Source organism: Collinsella sp. CLA-ER-H3, assembly GCF_040092425.1.
Taxonomy (GTDB): Bacteria; Actinomycetota; Coriobacteriia; order Coriobacteriales; family Coriobacteriaceae; genus Collinsella.
Map to the genome: position 1 here is coordinate 204,640 of NZ_JBBNLP010000002.1, position 19,178 is coordinate 223,817.

The window sequence follows — 19,178 nt, forward strand, 5'->3', positions numbered from 1 at the left end:
CGACTCGGGGCTTCCCCGGCCTCGCAGCTACGAGAGCGACGTTCTCAGCAACTCGTTGAAGAGCTTCGGGTTGCCCTTGCCGCGGCTCGCCTTCATGCACTGGCCTACCAAAAAGCCGATGACCTTCTGGTTGCCGTCACGATACTGCTGCGCCTGATCGGCACAGTTTGCCAGCACCTCGTCCACGATCGGCTGCAGTGCGCCGGCATCGCTCACCTGACGCATGCCGCGCTCGTCGACGATCTTGTTGGGGTCGTCGCCGGTCTGGGCCATCGCCTCAAAGACCTCGTGCGCCTGGTTGGAGCTGATGGCATCGGTCGCCAGCAGCTTGGCGAGTGCCGCCACCTGAGCCGGCGCGATGCCGGACTCGGCGAGCGACACGCCTGCGCCCTTAAGGTAGGCGATCATCTCGTTGACCAGCAGATTTGCGACCGTCTGGGCCTCCTTGCCGGCCATACCGGCAGCGGCGGCCTCAAAGAAGTCGGCAAACTCAGGGTCGCCAGCAATCTGCTCGGCGTCAGCCGTCTTAATGCCAAAGTCGGCCTCAAAACGGACGCGCTTGGCATCGGGCAGCTCGGGAATCTCGCCACGGCAGCGGTCGATGAACTCGTCGTCCAGATCGAACGGCGCCAGGTCGGGATCGGGGAACAGACGATAGTCGTCTGCCGTTTCCTTCACACGCATGACCACGGTGCGCTTGCGGCTGGGCTCCCAGTGGCGGGTCTCCTGATAGATGATGCCGCCCTCCTCGAGCACCTCGGCCTGGCGGCAAATCTCGTAGGCAAGGCCGTCGTGCAGACTCTTAAACGAGTTGAGGTTCTTGAGCTCGGTCTTGGTGCCCAGCTTGGTCTCGCCACGGCGGCGCAGCGACACGTTGCCGTCGCAGCGCATGGAACCCTTCTCCATGGAGCAATCGGAAATGCCCAGCGTCACAAAGATGCGACGGAGCTTCTCCATAAACAGGCGCGCTTCCTCGGGCGTGCGCAGATCGGGCTCAGTCACGAGCTCAATCAAAGGCGTGCCGCAGCGGTTGTAGTCGACGAGCGACTCGGCCGCGGCAGTAATGCGGCCCTCGGCGCCACCCACGTGGACCATCTTGGCGGCGTCCTCCTCCATGTGGATGCGCAGGATGCGGATGGGCACCGTGTAGGAACCGTCCTCGCGGCGCTCGGGCATCTGCAGGTTGGACGCGTCATAGCTGGCCAGATGGCCGGCGCGCTGGTTGCCTTCGCGCATGGTCGACGTCATGGACGTGGACAGGCCCTCGGCGTTGGCCGAAGCGCTCGCCAGGCTCTGGGCCTCGGCCTCGCCAAACGCGCAGTCGGGGCGCTCGGCGGCACCGCGACCGGTCACGTCCAGGTCCAGGTGACCGTACATGGCAAAGGCGACCGGGCCCTGCGTGGTCTGGAAGTTCTTGGCCATATCGGGATAGAAGTAGTGCTTGCGGTAGAACATCGAGTGGCGCTGAATCTCGCAGTTGGTGGCGAGACCGGCCTTGACGATGCTCTCGATGGCGCGCTTGTTGGGCACCGGCAGGGCGCCGGGCAGGCCCAGGCACACCGGGCACACGTTGGCGTTGGGTTCGTCATCGTGGCTGAGCTTGCAGTTGCAGAACATCTTGGTATCGAGTGCGGTGAGCTCGGTATGGATCTCCAGGCCGATCACGGCCTCCCAATCCTGCAGGACCTCGGAAAGCTCCTTCATTACAGCTCGCCTCCCTTCCCGGCAAAATCGGGCGCGACGGAAAGCGCGGGCGCACCCGTGGCGGCATCGGCAAAGCCGCGCTCCAGGGCGCGGGCAAACGTGAGCAGCTGACGGTCCTTAAAGGCAGGCCCCACCAGCTGGGCAGAAACGGGCAGCTGAGTATCCTCGCCCAGGCCCAGCGGCACCGAGATACCGCCGTTGCCGCAAATGTTGAGCGAGATGGTGTACAGGTCGGAGAGGTACATCTGCGTGGGGTCGCTGATCTCGCCAAACTTAAAGGCCGTGCGCGGCGAGGCGGGCATGAGGATGGTGTCCACCTTGGCATATGCGGCGTCGTAGTCCTGCGTGATGAGCGTGCGGGCCTTTTGCGCGGCGTAGTAGTACTTGTCGTACACGCCCGAGCTCAGCAGGTAGGCGCCGAGCATCTGACGGCGCTTGGCCTCGGCGCCAAAGCCGTGGGCGCGCGAAAGCGAGCTCTGGTCGGACAGGTTGGCGCAGCCCTCCTCCTGATAGCCGTAGCGAATGCCATCGAAGCGGGCCAGGTTGGAGAACGCCTCGGCCGGGCCGATGACGTAGTAGGCGGCGATAGCGGCGTCCAGGTGCGGCAGGTCGACCTCGACCAGCTCGGCACCCTGGTTCTGCAGCTCCCGAGCGGCACGCTGAACAGCGGCCTTGACCTCGGGCGTCAGGCCCTCGGCCTCCATGAACGCGGGGATGATGCCTACGCGCTTGCCCTCGATGCTGTCGTTGAGGTGCTCGGTAAAGTCGACGGCACAGTCCTGGCTGGTGCAGTCGTACGGATCGTGGCCCGCGCCGGTAAGCGCGTTCATGGCCAGCGCGACATCCTCGACCGTGCGGCCGAAGGGGCCCACCTGGTCAAGCGACGAGCCAAAGGCAACCACGCCGTAACGGCTCACGGCGCCATACGTGGGCTTAAAGCCCACCACGCCGCACAGCGATGCCGGCTGGCGAATGGAGCCGCCGGTGTCCGAGCCCAGCGAGAGCGCGACCTCGCCCGCGGCGACGGCCGCAGCGGAGCCACCCGAGGAGCCGCCGGGCACGCGCTCGGTATCCCAGGGGTTGTTGGTGCGATGGAAGGCCGAGCTCTCGGTAGAGCTACCAAAGGCGAACTCGTCCATGTTGGCCTTGCCCATGGGCAGGCAGCCGGCATCGAGCATGCGCTGGACGCAGGTGGCGGTGTAAACGCTCTGGTAGTTCTCGAGCATGCGGGAAGCGCAGGTGGTGCGCGTGCCCACGAGGTTCATGTTGTCCTTAATGGCCAGCGGCACGCCCGCAAGCGGGGGCAGCGGCTTGCCTGCGGCACGGTCGGCATCCACGCGCGCGGCGGCCTCGAGCGCAAGCTCGGGCGACACCTGCAGGAATGCCTGGACCCCGCCCTCGCGCGCCTCGATGGCGGCAAGGGAGGCCTGGGCCACCTCGGTAGCGGTAAAGTCGCCGGCGGCAACGCCCGCGGCGATTTGGGCGGCGGTAAGGGAATCGAAGCTCTGTGCCATTACTCGCTCTCCCCCTCTCCCAAAATGGACGGCACGCGGAAGTAGCGGTCGCGCGCGCTGCCGGCGTTTTCGAGCGCAACGTCGAGCGGCAGATCGCGCTCGGGCTCGCGCAGGTCATCGCCCATCACGTTGGACAGGCTTCCGATGGGATGGAACGTGGGCTCCACGTCGGGCAAGTCATATTGCAGGACGGGCTCGAGCATCTGGACGGCGTCGTTCATGTAGGACGTCATCTGGGTGAGCTCGTCATCGGTCAGTGCGATCTTTGCGTACTCGGCGATGCCGCGCACGTCTTTCTCGCTGAGTGCCATAGGCGCTCCCTTCCGCATAACAGATAAACCGCTCTAGTATACAAGGCAACGCCACTTGGAGCAGGTGCTTTACCCAAATGCAGCGAAAACGTAACGAGGGCGGTGGATTGGCAGGCTGCGGGCTGGCGGCTCTGCAGCGAAAACCGCGCCGTCCGTAGCGAAAACCGTACCGTCCATAGCGAAAACCGTCCCGCCCGCAACGAAAAGCATCACAACATTCGATGTTTTTCGCCAAAATCGAGATTTTTATCGAATGTTGTGATGGTTTGGAACCCCCGACCACCACAAAGGTGCCTGTCCCCATTGTGGTGGTTCTGGAGAATGTCTTATGCCGAAGCCTTGGCCTTGCGGCGCTTGCGGACCGCGTGGATCACGATGTCCAGCAGCAACAGCACAATGGCCACGACCACGATGAGCACGGCAAACTCGCGCTTGCCCCAGTGGCGGCCGGCCAGCGACTTTTGCTTGTCGACGTCCTTCTTGTTGTACTTGGTGCGCACGCAATGCACCAGCAGGCGATGGTCGTTCACGCCGTAGGGCGTGCAGGTGACGAGCGTCACCTTATCGGCGCCGGGCTCGATAGTCAGCGACTCCATCTCCTCGGGCAGCACGACCTCGGAGTCCACCATCTTGTAGGCGAGCGTCTTGTTCATGGTGTGCAGCAGCACCAGGTCGCCGGGCTCCAGCGAGTGGATGTCGTCGAACATGCTCAGGTTGCGCATGCCCGAGTGCGCGGTGAGCACGCAATGCGTCGAGGTGCCGCCCACCGGCAGGCTCGTGCCCTCCAGGTGGCCGACGCCCGCCATAAGGACTTCTTCGCTCGTGCCGTGGTAGATGGGCATGCTCACGTCGATGGAGGGGATCTCGACCCAGCTCATCATGGGGTCGCGGTCAAAGATGAGCTGCTGGGCGTAGGGCTCGATCTGGTCGGCGGGAAGCTCGGTGGCCTCGCCCGCCAGCTGCTCGTTATAGGAGCGCGCCTGGAGCAGGATGCGCTCGCGCTCCTCGGCAGACAGCGCGTCCACGGTGCTGGACACCGTGCTGATCTGGTTGAACACGCCCGAGGCCTCGAGCCGGTCCAAGATCCACGGCCAGGTCATAAGGCCCACGCCAATAAGGATGATGACGATGGTGATGAGACGGTCGGCCCAGCGCGGCAGTCGCTTGCGACGGCGCTTGGGCTTTGGTTGAGGTTTGGGCTGAGGGCTTGAGTCACCGTTGGCCGCGGCGTTATTGCTCTTCATATGTTTGGCGCCCTGCACCATCGCCGGTCACTCCTTACAGCTCAGGTTGTCTAAACAAATAATAGCCGATTAGCGAGCCCCGCGCCGGACAACACAGCTAGACAGCATTGTGCGGCGCGAGCATAGGCCAACATTTGAGTTTTCAGAATATCCCGGATCGGCGGGGCGATTCGGGATACAATGACTACAGGAAACGACGCACCCCGCGTAAGTGTTCGAGAGCGCGGGCGACCAGTTTCCGACGTTGTTAAATGCCCGGGCCTCTAACCCCGGGCATTCTTATTTGCGCTTGTTGCGGCGCAAATGCCTTCTACCGTCCGCACCGCGCGTGCGCCTACGGACCTTAAACCGAACCTCATACGAGTCAAGAAACGCGATGACGAACGAGCCCGCATCGGACGATGGAGGCTGGCTGCGTTATCCCAAAAAACGGGGCAAACTCCAGTGCGGAGTCTGCCCCGAAAAGAGAATGGCAAAGCAAGAACGTCGATGGACGAGAAAAGTGTCCGCAAGTCTCATGGCCATCACATCCCACCTGCCAAAGGGATGGGTGAGCGAGCGTTACTCCTGCTCGGACTCCTCGGCCTGCTTACGGCTGCGGATGAGATGCGCCACGCCGATGCACAGCACCGCGCCACCAGCGATCCAAGTGAAGGTCACGCCGTTGAGACCGGTGAGCGGGAGGCCGACATGCTTGGTATCGCCAACGGTGATGTTGAAGGTGCCGTCATCGTTTGTAGCTGTGCCAGTCTTGGCTTCGAGCTTGTTGTCGCCCTTCTTATCATCCGGCGTACCGATGATAACCTGATCACTTGGAGCGATTAGTTCATACTTATCCGCGCTCGAGCTTTCACCTGTTGTCCCGCTTTCATTCTTCGACTTAATCGTGAAATCGAAAGATACGACCTTATCGTAGTTTTCGGGAGCGTCAATCTCCGTTACCGTATAGGTTCCCGCACCGAGGCCCCTGACGGTAAGGGTGCCATTCTCGTCAGTCGGGATCACCTGCTCATTTTCTTTAAGAGCTCCATTGTACTGAACGTATTTCCCCACCAGGCTTCGATCCGCCGCTGCCTTCACCTTGATGGTAAATGTCGCACCCGGGAGTGCCTTCTCAGTGCCAAGGTCAACCTTATTCAGTTTAAGGCCATAGGTGTAGGTCTTGACCTCATCGGGCACCGTCGTGCCGGTGTCGGTGGTCATAGGGTTGTTTGAGTATTCAAGAGTGACAGAGTTGGCGTTACCCGCGTTGTCTCCAATGGCAGCCTCGTGGTTAATCTTTGCCTTATAGGAAATCACAATGCAGGATCCCGGTTTAACGTCCGCTACCTGCTTAAGATCGTTACACGTCCAAGTCGTTGTCTTATTTTTAGTTTCTGGGTCTACAGTTTCCGCACTTTGAGTAAAGTGACTCGTCACATCACTGCCCCCGTGTGGTTAATATCAGCCTGAGCGAGGTTTTTATTCGCATACAGAGTTGCCTTGAAACCATCCTTCAGCGTCAGACCCTCGGAGAGTTGGTCGGAGAACTTATAGAAGTACGTGCCGTACGTATCGTAGTTATCGGCGACAGTGCCATAGAGGTTGTACGTAACCTCCTGCTCAACATGGGAGTCGCTGGCATCGAGCTCTTCATCGCCTTTGGCATTCACTATTTTCTTATCGACGGTAGGTACGCTCTTTTTGGGAGTCACCACTTTATCTTTCACACCATCAACGACCGCATATACGGGCGAAGTGAAAACGTCCTTCGAGCTGTTATTTGAACCTTCTGCCACGCTATTGGTCAAGAAGAGCCAGTAGCCGGCGGCAAGGCCGGAAAGGGATTTATTGTCCTGATTAGTCGCCTTCCATGCACCGGAAAAAGCAGCGGTATTCAGTTTTTTCGCAATTACATTCAGAACATTGTCGCTCGCAACCTTTGTAGCTTCATTAGTTTCAGCATGTTCATTCAGCCATTCGGCAGCCTCCTGTGCGTTTTTGCTGCTGTAGCTTTTGGTGGAATCTTCTGCCTTCACGGCTTCATCAATTGCACTGACAACAACATCCCGAATTGCATCTTTCTCGGCCTGGGAAGAGCCGGCCCACTGAATGTTGGTGACAGCAGAATCGCTCACATTAGCCGTAAAGATCTGGATGCCCTTATAGGTCGTAGTCTTTTGATAAGTAGGGTCATTGAAAGTTACGGTCGAACCCGCCGCACCCTCAGCAAACGCCATGGTTACCGGGGCCATGACTCCACCGAAGCTCAACGCTGCCGTGAGGCCGGCGGTTACTGCCAGGCGTGCGATGTTCTTGCTCATGCTCATCTTCTTTTCCTCCGTTTTCCGGTTGGTTCTCATTTGATCGGTCATCATCTGTCTGTGTCTTAGCATCTGCTTCGCTACGTTTCGCCCCGCTCTCGGTGGGGCTGCCAGCTACTCTTTATGGCTGCCACCTCCCCGCTTGACCAGGAGCGCGACCACGATGAGCGCGGCTCCGGCGACCGCTGCGGCGGCCGCGGCGTACATTGCCATATCGCCAGTCGAGGGCATAAAGCCTCCGGTGGTAATGCTAGGGGGTGTGCCGGTGGGCGTATTAATGAGCGACGCCTCCAGACTGCCCGTCGACCCGTCCGCGCTGTCGGCGCGCAGGGGCGACTCGGCCGTGATGGTGAGCTTGGGCTTGGCGGCGGCCACCTGGTCGACGTCCAGGCCCTCGGCCTTGACCGTCACGGAACACGTGCCCTCGAAGGCGGTGTAGCCCTTGGGCGCCTTGAGCTCGCGGACCTCAAGCTTGCCCGAGTCCACGCCCGAGACGGTCACGCGGCCGTCCTCGCCCGTGGTGACGGTGGCCTTGCCCTCCGCATCCCACGTGCCGTCGGCCGCTAGCGTGCGGCCGCGGTCGTCGGCGATGCTCAGGATCGCCCCGGCAAGCGGCTTGTCGCCGTCGCTGCCGCGCTTGGTGAGCGCGAGATCCCAGGTGTAGGCGCACGCATCGTCGCTCGGCGTGCGGGTGAAGCCGGCATCGCCGGACTGGTCGGCAAAGGGAGAGCGCGGGTAGCGCAGGTAGACCTCGTTGGGGTTGCCCTTCGCGATGCCGTGGTTGCATGCGCTGTTGAGCGGCGCATTGTACACAGCGACCACGCGGGCGCCCGCGGTAAAGGCGTCGACCCCGCCGAGCGCGGCGATGAGGTCGCCGGTGCGCACGGTGAAGGTCTTGCCGTCGGCCGCCACCTTGGTGGCGCACTGGGCCGTGATATCGGTCCAGCCCTTCGCGGGCTCAGTGCCGGCGCGGCCGTCCTTACCGGCCGAGACGGCGTCAAAGCCACCGTCCGCGCCCGCCGCCACGTACACATGCATGCTAGCGGCCACCTTGGAGGGGTCGAGCCCCGCGCTCATAGTATCGACGAACTGCACCGTATAGGTGTCGTAGGCGGTAAGGCCCGCCGGGACCGTGGCAGAGAGACGCCAGTACAGGTCATCGGCGACCGTGGCGTCGGCAGCCTTCTGCCATGCGGCGGCGCTGTCCTCCAGCACGTGCTTGGCGACCTTGGGTGTCGCCGCCTTGGGCTTGACGGTGACGGCGCTGCCGCCCACCAGGGTCATGATCGGCGCGGTGCCGGCCTCGCCCTGGGCGATGGCATCGTCGTCGGCGACGATGAGCCAGTAGCCACAGGGCAGCTCAGCCGTCGTGCCCGCGTTAAGGGCCACAGACACGGCGCCAGAGCTCTGAAGGGAACGAGCGAGCTGTGCGCTCAGCGCGCTCGTAAGGTGGGAATCGGTGTTGAGCCACTCGGCAGCTTCCTGCGCGGTGGTCTGGGAATTGGGCATGCCAGCGCTGTGCAGCACAGGCAGCGCGGCGTCGCGCACGGTGTCGCTTGCCCAGGCGAGGCCGGTGGCGATCTTGGCGTCGCTGTCGCCGTCGACGACGTTGGCGCTAAAGATCTGGTAGGCGTCGTAGCTGCTCGCCACGGCGCCGCTCACCGTGATGGAACCGGTCGAGGTCGGCGCGGCCTGCGCGGATGCGGGGAACACAACCGCGCAGGTACCGATCAGGAGGGCAAGCAGCGCAAACAAGATCGGGAAGGAGCAAACTTTCTTATTCACGACGCTCGCCTCCCTTCGCATTCGCCTTGCGACGAATGTGCATCCAGGCCGCAGCAGCGCAAAGCACCGCCGCGCCGGCAAGGTACGTCAGAGTGACGCCCGACATACCAGAAAGGGGCAAAGAGGTGGAATAGGTGTTGGTGAAGGTGGGGGTGGACTCAGGCTTGCTACCGTCGAAGTTGACGGGAACCTGCTTATTGGAATCGATATCCTTACCGTCAGCGTCCTTGATCTGGGTGTAGGTCACCTTCGTGTCAACGATTGAGCCGTCTTTCTGGTCCGTCATGGTAACGTCGAACCTGTATATCGACTTGTCATACTTGTAGTGCGAGAGAGGCGAACTCTCGTCTTTCTCGTGCACATAGTACGTGAAGGTCTTGGAAGCACCGCGACCCGTAGGGTCACCAACAGCGTAGGGGTTCTTAGTGATATCAGAAAGTGAATACTTGACCCCTTCGCCAGAAGCGCTCAAGAACGGAAGCGTCTGAGTCGCGTCTCCCGTTGCATCAGTCTTCACGGTCCTAACGCTACCACCCTCAAACTTCTCGTTATCCGCAAACTCGAGCGTAAACTCCTTCATCTCGCCACCCTTAACGACCTTAGTCGCCTCAGGAGTCCAGGAGCCAGTGGAGGTGTACGGGGTGTATTTGTTGGTGAAGGTCGTAGAGCCTTCGGCACCGCCAATACAATAATAGCCTCTGTCCTGTTTTACGTCGCCCCACTGCTTTACGTTGATCCACGCACCGGACGACTTATCGAATTCACGCTTGGTAACACTGACGTTTTCAATCGTGTAGTTATGGATGACGAGCTGCTTTTCCTCATTTGGATTGTCTTTTTCCGGAACAGACATGAGCGAGGTCTGGGTATCTTTAGCCTTTACCACAATCTCATACACAGCAGAGTCGTATGTGATGTCGGAGTCCTCGCCGGCATCTTCGACCAAGTAGTATGTGATTTTGTCAGCCGTACCGCTCGCTGCGAACTGTTCACCAAGGTTAAACGCAATGTTGCCGCTTTCATCATTATTTGCAGTTCCAACCTCGGTACAAGCGTCACGATTGAATACCCCATTTGTGAAAGGATCATTCGAGTCCTTACGGTAGACCGTAAAGGAGAACTCTCCATCTTTGAGGCCACGGCCGTCCAACACCTTGGTTGCCTTCAGCTTAAGGCTCGGGTAGACATACGTATCCGCTGGCTGGCCCAAGTACAGGTCGCCGTTCGACATGATGCCGCCGCCATGGTTCCAGGAATAGTTGCCAGTGATGAAGGTTGTGGCAAGACCCTGCGCGGCCGTCGCAGCATCATCTCCGGCATTAACACCCGAAGACAAGCCGATACTATTCTTGACCTGAACACCACCATTAGCCGGAATACTAATCTTCTTTTCAAGTTCAATGCTTCCCGAAAACTTGGCGTCACCGCCACCAAGCATCTTGCCGATTACCGCTGCGATTGGATCGCTGTGGCCCGTTGCAGCAAGGAAGAAATCCGCATGACCGTTTTCGCGGAAAATCGCAGGATTTTTATTATACGCAGTGAAATCTTGATTTTTATCGTGGCCACCTTCGGAAAGATGGGGCTTACCTTCATTACCGGTATTGTCCTGTGCGTTGTAATCATCATGATAGTCGTAATCAGCGCCAGCAGACGAATTGCCAAAGATTGCCGTGCCCTCAGTGTTCGTTACCAACGTCTTGCCCGTGGGACAGACTGCTACGCCGCCGCCATAGCCGCCAGCGATATTGGCGCTAATGTACGAGTTGTACACAAAGAGCCTGCCAGCATTAGATGCGGTATTCGAATCGCCCTGGACGAAGACGCCGCCTCCGCCCCAGTCAAAGCGAGACATGCAGTGGTTATTAGTGATGTAGACTGGGCTATCTTTTGACGATCCATTTACCATCGCGTCAACCATCTGGCCCACTCGGATGCCGGCACCCTCAGATCGGAAGCTCACATTAGAGGCAATAGTTCCCCCCGTAATTGTGAGCCATGCCGTATCCTTGCGAGACCACCCTTGTCGACCAACATCGGTAACATAAACGCCACCGCCAGCTTCCTCGGAGTAGTTGCCGGTAATCTGGCCACCGGAAATGGTGACATGGGCGCCGTTATTGGCAGCAAGCCCAGCGCCGCCATGACAACCATCGCCTTCATTACCGCAGAATTTAGCCATTCTATTATTCGTGACATAGCCACCAGAAACGGTCACGATGCCGCCCTCGGCCATAATGCCGCCACCGAGTCCCTCGTTGAGTGTGCTATTACCGGCGATTACGCCATTAGTTATGGTGACCGTGGAAGCGTTGGCATACACACCACCGCCACTATAAGCGCTGTTGCCGGCAGTTACGCCACCGGAAACGTTGAGGCTCGAATTGTCGCGTATTTCAATTCCGCCGCCCGCACCCGAGCCAGAAGCACCACACACATAGCCGCCGCTCATGGAAACGGTAGAGCCGCCCTGAGCATAGACCAAGCTGCGAACGCGACTGCCTTTTTGTTGCGTGAGCACGCCGCCCTCAAGGTTGAACTTACCGCCCTTGCCGTTGTTGTTATACAGATTGATGAGCTTTAGACCTTCGCCGCCACCGCACGCCACGATGGCACCTTTAATCTCGACGCTATGTTCGTAAAGCGTCTCGGCTGTCTTGGTTGTGCCTGTTTCAATCGGGGACGATTGGGTCACGTAGTAGGTAAGGTTAGACGGAATGTCACCGTTACCGTAAGTTAGCTTCGCTTTCTTGCCATAATTATCGGCAGTCAGGCTCTGCCCCTGTTCAGTTATCGGCTGACCGTCGTTGACCGTCTCACTCGCCTGTTCGGAATCCGTAATTGTAAGCGTCGCGCCGTTAGCGACATCGAACAACGGCGCGATAGAGTTCGAGTACTTAATCTTATGGCCGTTTAGGTTAAGAGTGATATTGATAGGGTTGTCGTCAGTCTGTTCAAACCTAATCTCTTGGTTGTATTCAATATCGTTAACAAGCTTAAAAGTCGCGCAGCCGTTTGCATCGCGAAGGTCCTTCTCAAGAAGCTTCGCGCTGAGTTCAGCCCCATTGCTGATTGTATGAGTCGATTCATTTTCTGCAGCAAGTGCGATTGCGCCCTCGCCGTTAGCACTATCATCCGCAGACCGAGCATCGCCCTCGGCCTCCGTGTCGTCGGACGGCAGGCCTGCGGCAGCGGCGTCTTCGCTCGCGCCATTCTCGGCATCATCACTTTTCTGTTTTTCGGCACCCCCGTTAGTGGTGCTGTCTACACCAGTAGACTCACTTGAGGAACCCTCCCCCATCACAGCTTCCCCGGCGGCAACCGCCTGGGCATCGTTGGCAATGGCCTGCGAGATCGGGGGCATGACGAGCGACAGTACCAGGCTCAACACGGAGGCTCCGCACAAAACGCCTGCCAGTACACGGCGCGTCGCTTTTTTACGCTGCTTAGATTTATCTGAATTCGCTTTCATCGATGTCTCCTCCCCAAGAGACCGCGATCTTGCTCTTTCCCTATCAAACGTATCTGCGCAATCTGTAATTGCGCACGTTTAGTGTACATATTGTAACGATTGTTTAGACATCTGAGCAACAAAACCGACATTTTTGTAGCGGATTCTCAATTCTCTTGACATTTGCTCAGATTTACCTTCGTTTATTCGCTATCTATTATTTGTTTCTACTGGTAATTTAGTTGCCTATCATTTTTTAATGGCATTAGATTTATTTGCACAAATTTTTGCTCAAGAGCAAACATCCCGCTCACGGTCGAACATCGACCGTGAGCAGTAGGTCATTAACCGGAAGGAATATCCTACTAAACTGATGAGAATATCTTTAACTCATCGGCGGTTAGAAGCGTAATGCTCAGACAACAATATTTGAATTTTCCCACAGATTTTAGGTATCAATTCGCCCAAATCGCCTGAGGCCACCGCAAAGGAGCCTGTCCCCTTTTGCGGTGGTTCCGCCCCGGCGCTACAGCAGATGTTCCTCGATAAAGATCGCGATGCCGTCTTTGTCGTTGCTCGCGGTTACAAAATCGGCGGCGGCGCGGGTGGCGTCGCTGCCGTTTGCCATGGCCACGCCCACGCCGGCGTCAGCCACCATGCAGGTGTCGTTGTCCGCATCGCCAAACACGCAGATGTCCTGGAGCTCCATGTCGTTGAGCTCCGCCACGCGCACAAGGCCGCGCGTCTTGGACACGCGCGGATCCATGAACTCGTAGAGCCGCTGCGTGGTTTGCAGAGCCGCCGCCTTAACAGTGTTATCGGCAAACGTCGACGCCCGCTCAATCACCCGCGGCATTACCTCGGGCGCCATGGTAAACATCACCTTGGGCTGCGGCTCGCGCAAGAACTCGGCAAAATCGACCACCTGGTAGGGCACGCCGTCGACGCGCGACAGGTGCTCGACGTACGCGTTGCTCTCGGGCACGTAGAACACGCCGTCTCGGGGGCAGACGGGCGTTGCCGGAAGGTCCGCCATGTGCTCGCAGATGCGCGCGATGGTCTCGCCCGGCAGCGGATAGCTCAGCTCGTTGATGTCGTGCGCGCGATCGATGACCTCGGCGCCACCGCAGCCCACGAGCACGTCCACCAGACCTTCGATGCCCCAGAGCTCGTACATGGCCTCGGTCGCGTGGGCGTCGCGCCCGGTGCACAGGCCAAAGAGCACGCCGCGCTCGCGCAGGGCGCGGATCGCCGCCACGGTGCGCGGGGACACCGTGTGCTGGCTCGTGAGCAGCGTGCCGTCGATATCGCAGAACACGGCTTTGATGTGGCTGAAGGTGGTGTCCATGGGGGCCTTTCTGGGTTGTGCGGCGATGCGGGGTGTATTCGTGAACGGCGTACATGGTATACCAAGGCACAGGCGCGGCCCGTCAAAGCAAAAACCACCACAAAGGAGCCTGGCCCCTTTGTGGTGGCCGGGCCCGAAGGGTGGCCTGGCCCGGGGCGCAAAGCATCACAACATTCGACGTTTTTCGGCAAAATCGCGATTTTCATCGAATGTTGTGATGGTTTTTACTGCTTTGCGGCACGATCCAAGTGCCGGCGACCAAATAGCAGCAACGCCGCGGGGACTGCCGTCACGACCATGCCTGCTCCGATGAGCGTCTGCTGCACGCCAAACGTCGCCGCCAGCCACGGGGCAATCGCCAGCGGCGCCACGCCGGCGAACATATTGCCAAAGCCCATGACCGAGTTCACACGGCCGAGTTGCTCGAGCGGCGCCGTCGTTTGCACGATGGTGTTGTGGAGTGGGTTGACGACACCCCAGGCTATGCCCAGGGCGATTTGGCCGACAAGGGCCACACCCACGTACGGCGTCCCCACATAGAGCAGACTTCCCAGGCCTACGGACATGAGTGCCACGAGCAGGGTTTTAAGGTTGACCAGGTGCGGCGGCAAGCGGAGCGCGAGCACGGCACCCAGCACCGCGCCCACGCCCGAGGCCGACGAGAGCCAGCCCATCCATTCGACACCGACGTGCAGAACATCGCGGTAGAAGAACGACTCCAGCGGGTCAAAGGCGCCATAGCCAAAGTTCGAAAGAAAAATGATGCAGAAAAGTAGCGCGAGGACGCTGTTGGTGAAGACTGTCTTGATGCTGGCTGCGAAGGTGACGCGGGGAGATGTGTTGGGGTCGGGACTTTGACTGGCCTTGTCTGATGTGATCTCACCGGTCGTAGGTTTGCCTTCGCGCGTGGTGGCCGAACCCGCCCGCGGCCTAAAGCCCCAGCCGGCGACGAGCGCCAGCACTGTAAAGAGCATCATGAGCACAAACACCGCGCGCGACGACGCAGCCGCCGCGACAAAGCCACCCAGCGTGGGGCCAACGATGATGCTCACGTTTGAGAACATGGCGATGGCGGAGTTGATGTCTTTGAGCTCGACGGGGTCGTCGGTGAGATAGGCCGGATAGGATGTGGCAATGGGCTGGGCGAATCCCATCGTAAAGCCCAGAAACACCGCGCCGAGCAGGACGACGCCGGTCGCGCTGCCAAAGGCGAGGATCGCCGCGCCGGTTGCCAGCGTGCCCACGATGCTCAGCAAGAAATGGTGGCGCGGGCCCCAGGCGTCGAGCACCGCGCCACCCGCAAAGGATCCCATGATCACGAATACATTCATAAACAGGACGGCCAGCGATGTCGCGACGACCGAAGCGCCGTCCGCATAGGTGAGCGTTCCGATGACGCCGATAAAGTAGCTGGTCTGAAAACCGGTGTAAATGAGAAAGCGCATGGCCACCAGGCGTTTAGCCTGCGTGGACAGCGATGATTGAGGTTTTGAGAAAAGAGGGGTGAGCATGGAGACTCCTTGTTTCATACGAATGTGGACGGCGGGCATTCGCCACCGTCTGTCAAATCAATCTATCCGCATGAAACATTAAGGACGCATCAAGCCCCTTCTCTCCGTTTTTCGCCCGTCATGAACTACTTGGTAGATTGTAAGGCATGTCCCACACATCTACCAAAGCAAAAACCACCACAAAGGCGCCTGGCCCCTTTGTGGTGGAAATGACGTTTGCCCATATAAAACCTGCCAAAACAAACCTGTCCCTTTTTGACTGGTTTTAGGCCAGATGATCTTGGATGAGATCACAGATGGCTCGGGCGTCGTTGATGTTGATGGCTCGGGTCGCAAAGCCGGCGTCGAAGGCCTGACGCGCCAGGGCCTCGTTGCAGGCAAGAGCCAGCGTGCGGCCATCGACCAGGTCGAGCGAGCTCTTGCCGCGCAGACGGTCGACACCGGAGCGCGCGACCACGATGTTGTCGAAGCCCTCGGTCTTGTAGCCCTCGATGATCACCACGTCGACATCGTTGTAACGCGACAGCAGCTCGCGAGCGGGCATCTCGTCCTCCTCGCGCGTGTCGGCGTACTCCGCCCAGCGCGTGGCGCAGATGAGCCCCACGTGCTTGGATCCGGCCTGGTGATGACGCCACGTATCCTTAGCAGGCACGTCGATATCAAAGCCGTGGTGTCCATGATGCTTGAGCGAACCCACGCGCAGGCCGCGGCGGGTGAGCTCGGCGATAACCTTCTCGACGAGCGTTGTCTTGCCCGAGTTTTGGTAGCCGATAAACGCAATCGCGGGGACGGCCGGTGCCGGAGCTGCGGGCGAAACGGCGACGGGTGCGCTCGCGGGCGCGGCACCGTCAGCGGCCACGGCCTCAACAGCAGCGGCCTGACGCTCTGCGCGATCCCACACGCCCGAGCGGCCGCCCTCCTTGTGCAGCAGGCGCACGTCGACGATCTCCATGCCGCGATCAACGGCCTTGCACATGTCATAAATCGTTAGGCACGCGGCACTCGCGCCGGTCAGGGCCTCCATCTCGATGCCCGTTTTGCCCGTCACGCCCGCCGTGACCAGCACGTGAAAGCCAACCTGTCCGTCCGCGCGCGCCGGTGCCCAGCCCTCGAGCACGTCCTCGGCCGGCGTCCCCGCCGCAGCGATGGGCGCAATGTCGCACTTGCTCTTGGTAATGAGCAACGGATGGCACATGGGGATGATGTCGCTCGTGCGTTTGATGGCCATAATGCCCGCCACGCGCGCGCAGGCAAGCACGTCGCCCTTTTTGGCGCGGTCCTGCAGCACCATGGCCTGCGTCTCGGGGTGCATGAGGATGGTGCCCTCGGCGATGGCAATGCGATGGGTCTCGGCCTTGTCGGACACGTCGACCATGCGTACCTCACCCTTGGCGTCCACGTGCGTCAGCTCGTCGCGACGGGCGTCACGGGTGGGCTCGACGGCAGCGCCGGCAGTCGGTCGCGCGGACGCGTCGGCGTTGTCGGCATTCACCGCGGCCGCATAGGCAGACATCGCGGCCCTGCGAGCGGCCTTGGTGGCATCGGCGTACCTGCTCTTGGCCATATGATCATCCTCCGATTTGGGACATAAATCGTTGCGTGCCCTCAATTATCGCGTGTTCCTGCGGTTTGTGGGCCACGGCATCGCGCCAAATCGAAAGTACCTGTATATCATCACCACGGCGCAGCGCCTCACGCACCGAATACTCGGCATCGCTGAACAGGCACGGACGCACGTTGCCATCGGCCGTCAGGCGCAGGCGGTTGCAATTCGCACAAAAATGGTTGGACATGGCGCTAATAAAGCCAACCGTTCCCGCCGCGCCCGGAAAGTGCCAATAGCGCGCAGGGCCCGCGCCGGCAGGAGCGTCGTTGATGTCGAGCGGCTCGAGCTCGCCCAGTCCCGCCGCGGCGCCCCCGGCATTGATGCGCGCTCGCAGCTCGTTACTCGGCACGGTATCGCTCGCGTCCCACAGCTCGGGATTGAGCGCGGGCGCATGCGGGTCCACAGCGCAATGCGAGCTCGTACGCTCGTCGCCAATGGGCATGTATTCGATAAAGCGCAGGTGAATGGGGCGGTCGAGCGTGAGCCTCGCGAGGGCTGCCACATCCTGGTTGAGCCGGCGCACAACAACGCAGTTGACCTTAACGGGCTCAAAGCCCCAAGCCAGCGCCGCGTCGATGCCAGCCATGGTCTGCTCGAGTCGGCCCAGGCGCGTGATCTTTCCAAACAGCGTAGGGTCGAGCGTGTCGAGCGAAATGTTGACGCGGTTAAGCCCGGCATCTTTGAGCTGCGGCGCCAGCTTGGGCAGCAGGGCGCCGTTGGTGGTGAGCGAGATGTCCTCGATCTGCGGGATCGCGCGGATATCGCGAATAAGCGGGATGATGCGGCGGCTGACCAGCGGCTCGCCACCCGTCAGGCGCACGCGGCGAATGCCCTCCCCCGCCACCAAGCGCACAAAGCGGGCGATTTCCTCGGCGCTGAGCAGCTCGTCGTGCGCGCGGGGTGCCACGCCGTCGGCTGGCATGCAATAGATGCAGCGGAAATTGCACTTGTCGGTAACGGCAATGCGCAGGTAGTTGATATCACGGCCAAAACCGTCATGTTGCACGAGCCAGTCCACGCAGCCCTCCCCTCACGCAGCGTTTTATTCTTCGGAAAACATAATACCCCACGACAGATTTATGCCGACACCCGTACGACAGGACAGGTCGCTTCGAGCAAGACCGGCTTCCCGAGCCCATCCTCAACACAGACCATCACAACATTCGATGCTTTTCCCGTTTTTGGCAAAAAACGTCGAATGTTGTGATGCTTTGCCTGCCCACGGCACCCCGTAGAAGGACCGGAACGTCCCTAAAGGCCGCCGTCCCAGTGCCGAATCACGAATTCTCGCAGGTCGTTTTGACGTTTCTGGAACGCTTCGCTTCGGTCGCACTTAAGACCCATAGCGAGTGCGATGGCGTTCGTCGCCCGGTGCAATTGCAGCTGGTGGGCAAACTGAGTCCCGGTGAGGACGATCATTCTAAAGCCCAGCGCGCTCAGCACGGTCATACGCTCCGCATCCGACGCGCTGCGCTGTTTATCAAGATGGTCCGAACCGTTGTATTCAATCCCCGTACCGCTCGCAGGCGCATATACGTCGATCTCGAAATACCCGGCCTTAGCGAGATATCTGAACTCATTGGGAACATCCACCCGATGGTTGAGCTCGATCTTGGTGTATCCCAGCCCTCCCTGGGAACGTTTTGCTACGACCATGATTGCGGTGGCCGTCTCCATGGGCGACCGCGCGCCATCGTGCACGCGCTTGAGCACGGCGGCCGCACGTATAGTCCCCTGACGAGATCGGTTCTCATTGCAATAGGCAATTAAATCGGCAGCGGTATACCTCTGCCCCATCTCGATATAATCGCCTGTCGACAGATGATTCAAATGGTATCGGGCACAGATTTCGTAGCCATATTCCAGCTGCTCGGGCTCGCTCATCCACGAACCCGCTTGGACAAAGCACATGGCCTCATCAACCACTAGAAGGCCCTCTGCCACCTCGATAAGATGACCTGGAGGTACCGGCGCTCCAAACACGTGGCACCTAAATCCAGCCGGCGTCGAGCGCTCAAAATCGAAGTTGACGAGCGTATCGATATGATCGAGCTCTTCTCGTGGAATACCAAGCGAGACCAGATAATCGGCAACGATCCCAACTGCCGTTGAAGCCCTCAGCCCTTTGGCATCGAGTCCCAATTTGGACAGGCCCGCAGTCGGCTCCGCCTCGTTAGCAAGCGAGTCCTCATCGTATAGACTGCTTGCTCGCGAGAGCGGCTCGGACGGGCGCGCCACGTTGTGGTACAGCCAGGCAGTCTTATGGGACAGGACGATCGGCAGATCCATGAGCCCTCCAATGAAGTCGGATAACCAACCTTATTCCCCTGCCCACGGGTCCGCACACCTTCGTGCGCAAGAAAGCGATTCCACCCGTTCGAGTGGCAGAAAAACCATCACA

The 19,178-nt window shown here is 59.8% G+C and carries 13 protein-coding genes; all 13 read right to left on the reverse strand.

Annotated elements, in window-relative coordinates; all coding sequences use genetic code 11:
• Nucleotides 1-27: 27 nt before the first annotated feature.
• The 13 genes from gatB to AAAX32_RS02550 all read right to left on the reverse strand — a co-directional run bounded on the left by gatB (nucleotide 28) and on the right by AAAX32_RS02550 (nucleotide 19,066).
• On the reverse strand, nucleotides 28-1,704 hold the full coding sequence (gene gatB / locus AAAX32_RS02490; RefSeq protein ID WP_117648459.1) for an Asp-tRNA(Asn)/Glu-tRNA(Gln) amidotransferase subunit GatB: 1,677 nt from the start codon (nucleotides 1,702-1,704) through the stop codon (nucleotides 28-30).
• Nucleotides 1,704-3,218: an Asp-tRNA(Asn)/Glu-tRNA(Gln) amidotransferase subunit GatA gene (gatA, locus tag AAAX32_RS02495; RefSeq protein ID WP_349099889.1), complete on the reverse strand. Its 1,515-nt coding sequence runs from the start codon at nucleotides 3,216-3,218 to the stop codon at nucleotides 1,704-1,706. The genes gatB and gatA overlap by 1 nt, the downstream gene beginning before the upstream one ends.
• Nucleotides 3,218-3,529 carry an Asp-tRNA(Asn)/Glu-tRNA(Gln) amidotransferase subunit GatC gene (gene gatC, locus AAAX32_RS02500; protein WP_055250987.1) on the reverse strand — a complete coding sequence of 104 codons (312 nt, stop codon included), beginning with the start codon at nucleotides 3,527-3,529 and terminating at the stop codon, nucleotides 3,218-3,220. The genes gatA and gatC overlap by 1 nt, the downstream gene beginning before the upstream one ends.
• Before the next feature lie 326 nt (nucleotides 3,530-3,855).
• Nucleotides 3,856-4,773 (reverse strand): class C sortase, encoded by a 918-nt coding sequence (locus AAAX32_RS02505; protein WP_349099890.1) that lies wholly within the window; start codon nucleotides 4,771-4,773, stop codon nucleotides 3,856-3,858.
• Nucleotides 4,774-5,334: 561 nt separating this feature from the next.
• Nucleotides 5,335-6,192 (reverse strand): SpaA isopeptide-forming pilin-related protein, encoded by an 858-nt coding sequence (locus tag AAAX32_RS02510; RefSeq protein ID WP_349099891.1) that lies wholly within the window; start codon nucleotides 6,190-6,192, stop codon nucleotides 5,335-5,337.
• Nucleotides 6,189-7,076, reverse strand: a complete 888-nt coding sequence (locus AAAX32_RS02515; protein WP_349099892.1) for an isopeptide-forming domain-containing fimbrial protein — start codon at nucleotides 7,074-7,076, stop codon at nucleotides 6,189-6,191. Before AAAX32_RS02515 ends, AAAX32_RS02510 begins: the two co-directional genes overlap by 4 nt.
• Before the next feature lie 114 nt (nucleotides 7,077-7,190).
• Nucleotides 7,191-8,861 carry a SpaA isopeptide-forming pilin-related protein gene (locus AAAX32_RS02520; RefSeq protein ID WP_349099893.1) on the reverse strand — a complete coding sequence of 557 codons (1,671 nt, stop codon included), beginning with the start codon at nucleotides 8,859-8,861 and terminating at the stop codon, nucleotides 7,191-7,193.
• On the reverse strand, nucleotides 8,854-12,333 hold the full coding sequence (locus AAAX32_RS02525) for an FctA domain-containing protein (protein ID WP_349099894.1): 3,480 nt from the start codon (nucleotides 12,331-12,333) through the stop codon (nucleotides 8,854-8,856). The genes AAAX32_RS02520 and AAAX32_RS02525 overlap by 8 nt, the downstream gene beginning before the upstream one ends.
• Before the next feature lie 505 nt (nucleotides 12,334-12,838).
• Complete coding sequence (locus AAAX32_RS02530; RefSeq protein WP_349099895.1) at nucleotides 12,839-13,660, reverse strand: HAD family hydrolase; 822 nt, start codon at nucleotides 13,658-13,660, stop codon at nucleotides 12,839-12,841.
• Between the two features lie 224 nt (nucleotides 13,661-13,884).
• A complete protein-coding gene (locus tag AAAX32_RS02535; RefSeq protein WP_349099896.1) occupies nucleotides 13,885-15,171 on the reverse strand; it encodes an MFS transporter in 1,287 nt (428 codons plus the stop codon).
• Nucleotides 15,172-15,436: 265 nt separating this feature from the next.
• Complete coding sequence (gene mobB / locus AAAX32_RS02540) at nucleotides 15,437-16,735, reverse strand: molybdopterin-guanine dinucleotide biosynthesis protein B (RefSeq protein ID WP_349099897.1); 1,299 nt, start codon at nucleotides 16,733-16,735, stop codon at nucleotides 15,437-15,439.
• Nucleotides 16,736-16,739: 4 nt separating this feature from the next.
• A complete protein-coding gene (gene moaA, locus AAAX32_RS02545) occupies nucleotides 16,740-17,795 on the reverse strand; it encodes a GTP 3',8-cyclase MoaA (RefSeq protein WP_349099898.1) in 1,056 nt (351 codons plus the stop codon).
• Between the two features lie 233 nt (nucleotides 17,796-18,028).
• Nucleotides 18,029-19,066: a hypothetical protein gene (locus AAAX32_RS02550; protein WP_349099899.1), complete on the reverse strand. Its 1,038-nt coding sequence runs from the start codon at nucleotides 19,064-19,066 to the stop codon at nucleotides 18,029-18,031.
• Between the last annotated feature and the right edge of the window lie 112 nt (nucleotides 19,067-19,178).

What these genes read in the sequence shown, in the direction of transcription:
- gatB (WP_117648459.1), bottom strand. Translation starts at nt 1,704, where the DNA reads ATGAAGGAGCTTTCCGAGGTCCTGCAGGATTGGGAGGCCGTGATCGGC.
- gatA (WP_349099889.1), bottom strand. Translation starts at nt 3,218, where the DNA reads ATGGCACAGAGCTTCGATTCCCTTACCGCCGCCCAAATCGCCGCGGGC.
- gatC (WP_055250987.1), bottom strand. Translation starts at nt 3,529, where the DNA reads ATGGCACTCAGCGAGAAAGACGTGCGCGGCATCGCCGAGTACGCAAAG.
- AAAX32_RS02505 (WP_349099890.1), bottom strand. Translation starts at nt 4,773, where the DNA reads ATGAAGAGCAATAACGCCGCGGCCAACGGTGACTCAAGCCCTCAGCCC.
- AAAX32_RS02515 (WP_349099892.1), bottom strand. Translation starts at nt 7,076, where the DNA reads ATGAGCAAGAACATCGCACGCCTGGCAGTAACCGCCGGCCTCACGGCA.
- AAAX32_RS02525 (WP_349099894.1), bottom strand. Translation starts at nt 12,333, where the DNA reads ATGAAAGCGAATTCAGATAAATCTAAGCAGCGTAAAAAAGCGACGCGC.
- AAAX32_RS02530 (WP_349099895.1), bottom strand. Translation starts at nt 13,660, where the DNA reads ATGGACACCACCTTCAGCCACATCAAAGCCGTGTTCTGCGATATCGAC.
- AAAX32_RS02535 (WP_349099896.1), bottom strand. Translation starts at nt 15,171, where the DNA reads ATGCTCACCCCTCTTTTCTCAAAACCTCAATCATCGCTGTCCACGCAG.
- mobB (WP_349099897.1), bottom strand. Translation starts at nt 16,735, where the DNA reads ATGGCCAAGAGCAGGTACGCCGATGCCACCAAGGCCGCTCGCAGGGCC.
- AAAX32_RS02550 (WP_349099899.1), bottom strand. Translation starts at nt 19,066, where the DNA reads ATGGATCTGCCGATCGTCCTGTCCCATAAGACTGCCTGGCTGTACCAC.